Origin of the sequence: Rheinheimera baltica DSM 14885 (genome assembly GCF_000425345.1) — a bacterium.
Lineage (GTDB): Bacteria > Pseudomonadota > Gammaproteobacteria > Enterobacterales > Alteromonadaceae > Alishewanella > Alishewanella baltica.
Map to the genome: position 1 here is coordinate 38,287 of NZ_AUDG01000032.1, position 7,931 is coordinate 46,217.

The 7,931-nt window shown below is 43.3% G+C and carries 7 protein-coding genes and 1 riboswitch; of the genes, 4 read left to right on the forward strand and 3 right to left on the reverse strand.

Translation table 11 applies throughout. The annotated features are described in order from the left end of the window. Positions 1-35 precede the first annotated feature (35 nt). A riboswitch (TPP riboswitch) is annotated at positions 36-132 on the reverse strand. 162 nt (positions 133-294) lie between these two features. Next, positions 295-1,119 (forward strand): nidogen-like domain-containing protein, encoded by an 825-nt coding sequence (locus tag H595_RS0111830; RefSeq protein ID WP_051219858.1) that lies wholly within the window; start codon positions 295-297, stop codon positions 1,117-1,119. 58 nt (positions 1,120-1,177) lie between these two features. Here H595_RS0111830 and H595_RS22205 read toward each other — a convergent pair whose 3' ends face one another. Next, positions 1,178-2,368, reverse strand: a complete 1,191-nt coding sequence (locus H595_RS22205) for a methyl-accepting chemotaxis protein (RefSeq protein WP_240474879.1) — start codon at positions 2,366-2,368, stop codon at positions 1,178-1,180. A gap of 139 nt (positions 2,369-2,507) precedes the next feature. Next, positions 2,508-2,813: a hypothetical protein gene (locus H595_RS24600; protein WP_037054614.1), complete on the reverse strand. Its 306-nt coding sequence runs from the start codon at positions 2,811-2,813 to the stop codon at positions 2,508-2,510. Positions 2,814-3,045: 232 nt separating this feature from the next. On the opposite strand from H595_RS24600, the gene H595_RS0111840 reads away from it, so the two are divergent. The 3 genes from H595_RS0111840 to H595_RS23485 all read left to right on the forward strand — a co-directional run bounded on the left by H595_RS0111840 (position 3,046) and on the right by H595_RS23485 (position 6,776). Continuing rightward, positions 3,046-3,891 carry a cation diffusion facilitator family transporter gene (locus tag H595_RS0111840; protein ID WP_276202261.1) on the forward strand — a complete coding sequence of 282 codons (846 nt, stop codon included), beginning with the start codon at positions 3,046-3,048 and terminating at the stop codon, positions 3,889-3,891. 123 nt (positions 3,892-4,014) lie between these two features. Then, positions 4,015-5,898 (forward strand): putative bifunctional diguanylate cyclase/phosphodiesterase, encoded by a 1,884-nt coding sequence (locus H595_RS0111845; RefSeq protein WP_037054617.1) that lies wholly within the window; start codon positions 4,015-4,017, stop codon positions 5,896-5,898. A gap of 110 nt (positions 5,899-6,008) precedes the next feature. Then, positions 6,009-6,776 carry a M15 family metallopeptidase gene (locus H595_RS23485; protein WP_051219860.1) on the forward strand — a complete coding sequence of 256 codons (768 nt, stop codon included), beginning with the start codon at positions 6,009-6,011 and terminating at the stop codon, positions 6,774-6,776. A gap of 260 nt (positions 6,777-7,036) precedes the next feature. Here the strand turns inward: H595_RS23485 and H595_RS0111855 are convergent, their stop codons facing one another. Beyond that, the gene (locus H595_RS0111855; protein ID WP_027671414.1) at positions 7,037-7,339 is read right to left on the reverse strand and encodes a hypothetical protein; all 303 of its coding nucleotides are present in this window, start codon (positions 7,337-7,339) and stop codon (positions 7,037-7,039) included. Positions 7,340-7,931 lie beyond the last annotated feature (592 nt).

Below are 7,931 nucleotides of genomic sequence, written 5' to 3' on the forward strand. Positions count from 1 at the left end.
GTATGAATCTCCAAAAAAACAGAGATCACACCAGCTTGAGGAGTTAGCACCATCCCTCCGCCGGTATAATCCGGATCAGGTTCTAAGGGTTTGCCTTTCGGCATCTCAGCAATTGCACCCCTTGGTTGCGTCGCAAGTGTATAGCTTTTTCAAATCCATCGCAATATTAGCCCCCGCAATGACAGTTTTTTTACATCAACAAACCAGATGGTACGTAATGCTTTGAAATAAATAAATTATTTTAATGGCGCATTTATTGCATTGCGAGCACGACATTAATTAATGGAGACTAAAATGTTAAAAAAAGCACTTGCTACAGGGATTTTGACCTTATCACTTTGCGCGCCAGCCTTTGGCGGTGCAATTACCGCTGGTTTCAATGATTTTACCCTTAATCCAAATGATGATGGTTCTACAGGAGCCGTATCTATCGGTTTTGATGTAGATTTTTTTGGCTTGGTTTTTAGCCAATTATTTGTTAATAACAATGCCAACATTACCTTTGACAGTCCATTGTCTACTTTTACCCCTTTTGATTTAACGTCAACTGGCCGGCAAATTATTGCGCCATTTTTTGGTGATGTTGATACCAGCGAAAACGGTTCACCTGTCACTTATGGCTACGGCTCATTTGATGGTATGGATGCATTTGGTGTAAATTGGGTTAATGTTGATTATTTTTCTAGCTCAATTACTCATACCAACTTCAATAGCTTTCAACTGCTTTTAGTTAATCGCAATGATATTGCGGTTGGCGATTTCGACATTATCTTTAACTATGACAGTATCTTATGGGAAGCAGGCACGGCAAGTGATAGTGATGCCAACGGCTTAGGTGGTTCGTCTGCCAGGGTCGGTTTTTCCAATGGTACTGGCAATGCGGGCACTTTTTTTGAATTGCAAGGTTCAGCCATCAATGGCGCTTTGTTAAATGGTGGTGCTAATTCGCTGATTGACGGACGTCTAAACAGTAATATGGATGGGCGTTATATTTTTAATGCCCGAAATGGCGATATTACTGCTGAGCCAAACCCAGTTCCAGAATCTGGCACAATGATTTTATTGGCTACAGGTTTATTGCTTATTGGTAGTCGTAAGCTGCTTAAACGTAAAGCTTAAGTCAATACAAGATCTGTTGGCGGCGCTTTTGCCGCCACAGAGACTCTACATGTTCGCGTTATTTTTGCTCAAACACCAACCAGTCATCATTTAATTGCTTTGCCAGTTGATTAAGTTGCTCACTTGCTTTAGCTGCAAGGCCAGCACCTGCGCTTAATTGTGAGATATCGCTGTTTAGCAGGTTAATACTGTTAGCAATATCCGTTGAGACAATTTGCTGTTGCTCCGTAGCACTACAAATAGTTAGATTTGCCCCAGCAATACTTTCAACAGCACGAGCCAGTTCTGCAAATCGCTCTCCTGCACTTTGCGCCAAGGCTACGTTGTTATCAGCATCACTATATGCCTGTTGCATAGCGTCGACAGCACTTACCGCCCGTTGCTGCAACTGGCTAATCATCTTATCTATAGATTCAGTTGCTTGCTGTGTATTTGCCGACAAGGTGCGCACTTCATCTGCAACAACCGAAAATCCACGGCCGGCTTCGCCAGCACGTGCGGCTTCTATCGCTGCATTAAGTGCAAGTAGGTTGGTTTGCTCTGAAATTTTACGGATCACATCTAATACGGTCGAAATCTGGCTTGACTCCTGCTTTAGCTCGCTTACAGCCTGAGTACTGTGTTTAAGTTGTTGCGTCAGCGCAGCAATACCTTTCGCACTGTCGGATGAGACACCTCTACCCGCATTACACAACTGCTCGGCTTTTTGTGCAGCATCAGCGGCGTTTTTTGCGTTACCGGCTACATGCAACACACTGGCGCTCATTTGCTGCACTGCTGCAGCAAGCTGCGCAGCTTGATCAGCCTGACGTTCAGCACTGTTACTGACATCATCACTACTTTGAAAAACGGTTGCTGCCTGCGCACTTAGCGCCGTTGCACTGCTACCTAGTCTGAACACCAACTGTTGAAAATGCGCTATCATCTGATTTAATGCCTGCGCGGCTTCTGCAACTTCATCTTTGCCGCGGGTATCTGCCCTTAAGCTTAGATCTGACTGTTGTTGCACTTGCTTTACTATGTCGCGTAGTGCCCATAATGGCTGACACACTGAACGCTGTACCCGCCAAATTAGCACACTGATTAACAACAAAAGTATGATCCCAGCAATTAAATAGGCTTGGACCAACAGCGCAGTAAATTGCTCCGCAGAATCACGAACTTCCGCACCTGCGGCTAATTGTTTTTGAATAAAGGCTTCGGCCAACTTGGTAAAACCGGTAATGCGTAGTTCAATTTCATTATTCACAGTAGATTCATTGAGAATACGCACCAACAGCGCGTCACTGCCTGCATAGGTTATCCACTCTTGGTAGTGCTTAATGGATTTTTCAAACGCCTGATCTAATTCTGCGTAGTGTTCTGCATTGTTTTGCTTTGGCCGACTATTAGTAATAGCCTAGCCATTTGGCCTCTGCCAGCTGCAAGTGTTGCTTTATCGCCTCTTCTGTTGCCTGAGCAGATGCCCATCCGGTACGATACTTGCGTATGTCTTGCAGTGCCGTTTGCTGCAGGATTTGCTGTACAGACATGACATCGGACAAAATAGCCAAGTGATCGTTGTAGAGTGTATTGAAAAGCTTATCTTTTTCTTGAACACTGAAAAATGCCGCAATTAATACCAAAACAACCATGACTAACGGTATAGTACCCAACAGTAATATCCGACCAGAAATTTTCAGTTTTGCCAGCACAAGTCAATCCTCAGCGGTGTTCACTAAGCGTAAGTCTATGCCTGCAATATGACAAAATTGTGACCCCACTAGCTTGATGTCATCTTAATGTCATGGCAGTAATTTGGTTTAATTATCTTATATAAGCAAGATACCCTAGGTGACTTTGCGCTGACGCTGCTCTAGACTGCAATTATCGCCTTGAAATGTGCCAATAACCTCTATGCAAAGCCTACGACCGCGCCAACTACTCATGCTGTCTTTATTGGCGGCTTTTGCAACCATGGCGTTAAAGACCCTCGCTTGGTATATCACCGGCTCTGTTGGTTTTTTGTCTGATGCAATCGAGTCACTGGTGAATGTAGCTGGTGCAGGTTTTGCACTATTTATGGTCACCTTAGCACGCCGTCCTGCAGACGATAATCATCCTTATGGGCATAGCAAGGCAGAGTATTTATCTGCAGCTTTTGAAGGGGGCCTGATCGTACTCGCCGCTCTGGCCATCTGTATCACAGCGTTAGAACGACTAATTAATCCTCAGCCCATTTCTACGTTGGGTATTGGTACCACGTTTATCGTATTGGCCAGCCTGATAAACCTTGGTGTTGCGTTTTTGTTGTTGCGTGGGGGCAAACACTATAATTCACTAGCATTAGAAGGCGGGGGCAAACACTTGATGACCGATGTCTGGACCACAGCCGGCGTTATTGCGGGCGTCGCATTGGCTTCGATTAGTGGTTACAGCTGGTTAGACCCGCTAGTGGCTATTGCCGTGGCGGTTCATATCGTGTTTGAAGGCGGACAAATTCTCTATAAAGCTATTAATGGCCTTATGGACAACGCCTTACCAGATGAAAAGCTAGTTGAAATACATCAATTATTGACCACATTTAGCAACCAGCAGGTACTCTTTCTTAACTTGCGTACACGGGCAGCAGCTACATTGCAATTTGCTCAGGTCGATATGCAAGTTCCGGGAAACTGGAGTGTTGAGCGAGCTCACCAACTAGCAGATGAGGTCGAAATTGCTCTTATGGCAGAAGGAATAACGTTAACCATTCATATTGAACCACAGCATGCACATACAGAAAACACCTGATAATAACTTAACAATTAGTGGTGCCAATTCACAGAGCTGGCAAGAACACATACGGCATTTGGTGTTTAGCCTGTTTGGCGCTACAGTAAGTCGACTATGTTAAAATACTTCGGCTAAAGCAGTATGTTGAAAAAGTACTTTCGCCCAACGCTAGAACCTGACCTTATCGAGCGCTTCAGTCAGTTTAGGATGCGCCGTCTAATACAAATAGCCGGGTTTACCTTAATAGGCTTGCTTATTGCTGCATTTATTTCATATGGCATCGCACAACTCATCTTTATAACTGGTTGTATTGCACTTATTTGCTCTATTGGATTCTCAGTAAACAAACGACCGCTCCCTGCAGCCTACATTTTACTGTGGTCTATGACGATTATGTTATCTGCCTTAGCATTTTTAGGCGCTGGCATGCTCGATTATGCGTTATTGGGTTATCCGGGCTTGCTAATGTATGCCGCCATTCTGGGTAGCGTGGCCTTATTTTATTCGCTACTGTTGTTTGTCCTGGCAACGTGTACTTTGCTAACCTGGCTAACATTAAGCGGCCTGTTAGTTCCACATACTCAAGTGCTAAGTTGGTTTGACCTTATCTTTGTCTTTATCATCCTCACCGTCACTGCTATGAGTGTTTACCTGATGGTTAAAGACATGCGAAATTTGATGAAGGTACTGCATCAGGAAAATATCAAAGTTAAACACAGCCGAGTAAAAATAGAGCGGCTAGCACATTATGATCTGCTAACAGGCCTGCCAAATAGGGTATTTGGAGAGCAACTATATCTACAACAGCTGAATTACTGTCAGGAAAAACAACTACAACTTGCAGTATTATTTCTTGATTTAGATAACTTTAAACCGGTCAATGACGCACTTGGGCACTCTGCAGGTGATATCTTACTAAGCCAGTTATCGAGTCGTTTAAATTCTTGTTTGAATGAACAACAGCATGTGATTCGGTTTGGCGGCGATGAGTTTTTATTTTTAGTACCTTATGAACAAAGCACTGACTCACTTACTGTTTTAGCCAACCGAATTATTACAGAAACAGTGAAACCTTTTAATATTATGCACACACAACTACAGATTTCAGGGTCCGTGGGTATTGCGGTAGCCTCCGCTGATGATGACGAATTTAGCGTACTTTGCCGCAAAGCAGATATGGCAATGTACAAAGCAAAGGAAGATGGGCGCAATACCTTTCGCTTTTATGATAGCCATATGGATCAGGCAAATGTAGACAAGTTTAACTTGCTGCAAAACCTGAGGTCGGCAATAAATTCAAGACAATTCTCTCTGTATTATCAACCTAAAATCTCACTACGCAGCGGCCAGATTACCTCTGTGGAGGCCTTGTTACGCTGGCAGCAAGCAGATGGACGATTTGTAAGCCCCACTGAGTTTATTCCGCTGGCTGAAAGCAGTGGCCTCATCACGGAGTTAGGTGCCTGGGTTATTGATGAGGCGTGTCAAGCTTGCGCACGTATACGTAGGCAAGGTTACCCACATTTGCGCATTGCAGTAAATTTATCCTACGTACAGTTTAAAAACGGGCAACTAGAGCATGTTATAAAACAGGCTTTGCAGCGAGCTGCTCTTCCAGCCAGTAGCCTGGAGCTGGAATTGACCGAGTCTTTACTTATTGATGACGATGATTTTATCAAACGACAGTTAGATGCGCTTAGCACGTTAGGCGTTACCTTTGCCATAGATGACTTTGGCACTGGCTACTCTAACCTTAGTTATCTTCGAAGCTTTAACGCCACCACATTAAAAATAGATCGCTCATTTATTATGTCACTTTGCCAGTCAGAACGTGATGAGCCCTTAGTGAAGGCTATCATTCAAATGGCTGCCAGCCTCGGTTTAAAAACAGTTGCTGAAGGCATAGAAGATGCCCAAACCGCCCAATTACTAACACAGCTTGGCTGTGATGTAGGTCAGGGATACTATTGGGCGCCCGCACTACCAGAACAATCTATTTTAACCATGTTAAACACCCAGCCATAAACCAGATCGAAACAACAATTTTAACGGCAGCACAGCATCTTGCCACTAAACCGCTATACTCTGCTTCGGCCCTCGCAGTATCAGGTTAATTTTTTTAAAGAGATCATGTTATGAGTAGAGATACTGCCCTTGAGCACCTGCATCCCACATTCAGACAAAAAGTACAACAACTGCAGTCTGAATTAACAAAGGCTGACCTGCCGTTTCGCTTATTTGAAGGATTTCGTTCCGCACAGCGTCAACATCAATTGTATAGCCAAGGCCGCACTACCCGAGGTGCCAAAGTCACCAATGCTGATGCCTGGAGTTCTTTTCACCAATACGGCGTGGCTGCAGACTTTGTGTTGTTCATCGATGGTAAGTGGAGCTGGGACGATAAGGGTCCACGTAAAGCATGGTGGCAAAAACTGCACGAGCTTGCGGCAACAGTCGACTTAGAGCCTCTTAGTTGGGAGCTGCCGCATTTGCAACAAAAAGGTCAACAACTGGCGCAGCTAAAAGCAGGGCATTATCCGGCAGGAGGTGACAGCAGTTGGGCTGAAAACCTGCAACAAGCCATACTTGATTGGCGCGGCTCACCCAGCGCGCCACCGGTGCCAGATGCCGCACCCAATAGGCCCGAACTTAGCAATGCCACTTCGCTCTCGGTTGACAACGTAATGGAAGTGCAACAAGCCGTGCAAGCCAGAGTAACAGCGCGGGATGGTTTGCGTCTGCGCGCCGGCCCGGGTACCAGCTTTGACATTAAAAGCACGCTAAAACCCAACCAGTTAATCTATATCATGCAACACAGCGGTGACTGGAGCCAGATAGATATTCAAGGAGATGGGCTGGCCGACGGGTATTGCCATAGTGGTTATTTAGCTGCATTGCGTTAGCTGTTAGTGCTGTGGTATCAAATAACCCCTGAAGCATTGGGGTTTAAGCTTACAAAGTTAATACTGTTTAATGATACAGAACACAGCCTGTAGCATAATAAAGGCAAACTCCAACGTAATGTTGCTATTAAAAAATTCAACTTAATTTAATAAATAACAAGTTTACAGGCACGTTTGACTAAATAAAAAACCAAGAATGATAGGGGAGATTATTAATATGTATTTATTGCTTAAATTAATTAATACACTCCCCTTTAACATTAAAATTCTTGATAAATATAACGTACTTGTACATACGCGTTTGTAGGACATTGAGGCACGGATACGACTACACGTTTACCGGTATTAGCAGCGGCCAAAATCATGCTGTACCACGCTTTTTCTCTTTCATTTGTTAAAGGGAAATAATAGTATTGGCCTGTGTTACCACACCGGTCATTTTTAAGTTTAAAGTTAACCACTCCAAGATTAGGAAAGATCCGCTCGATTTCACCTTGTACAGTAACATTGGCAAAAACACTCGTTGAAAGCAGCAATGCCGCAACAGATAAATATATTTTCATATTATTTCCAAATTAAAATTAAATATAAATTATTTTAAAATAACTCTATTTAAAAATCAAAAAAAATTAACGTTCATACAAAAAGTAACATTATATAATTCGAGTATTGCCATTAATTTTAATAACGTCACCGAAATAAACATTCCAGCACATATTAAACCTCATCTACAAGGTAAGTTATAATCAGGTTATTGCCTTCATACATAATATTTTTATATATCGATACTGTAATATCAGTGTGCACGCCAACCGAAAACAATAAGGCTATGGTAGCTTAAATTATTTTTTATCATTGTTATCACTTTACAAAGCTAATTAGCTCCGACCCTGAGGTATCCCCACAAAATTATTAGCTAAAACAAAAAGATGAACTCAGAAGGAACATTCATGGCGTTCGGTGATCAGATCAATCGCCAAACATCACTGAGACCAAACAGCCATGAATGTTCGTACTATCTTGACCAATATCGTTTCATTTGTCACACCCAAAATGCATGCAACCAGACAAAAAGCAGTGATTGATTGCGTGCAAAGCCTGGCAAACGGCAGTGCCGCTACCGTCACCAGCATTGGCCGGGGTATTCACTCTAAT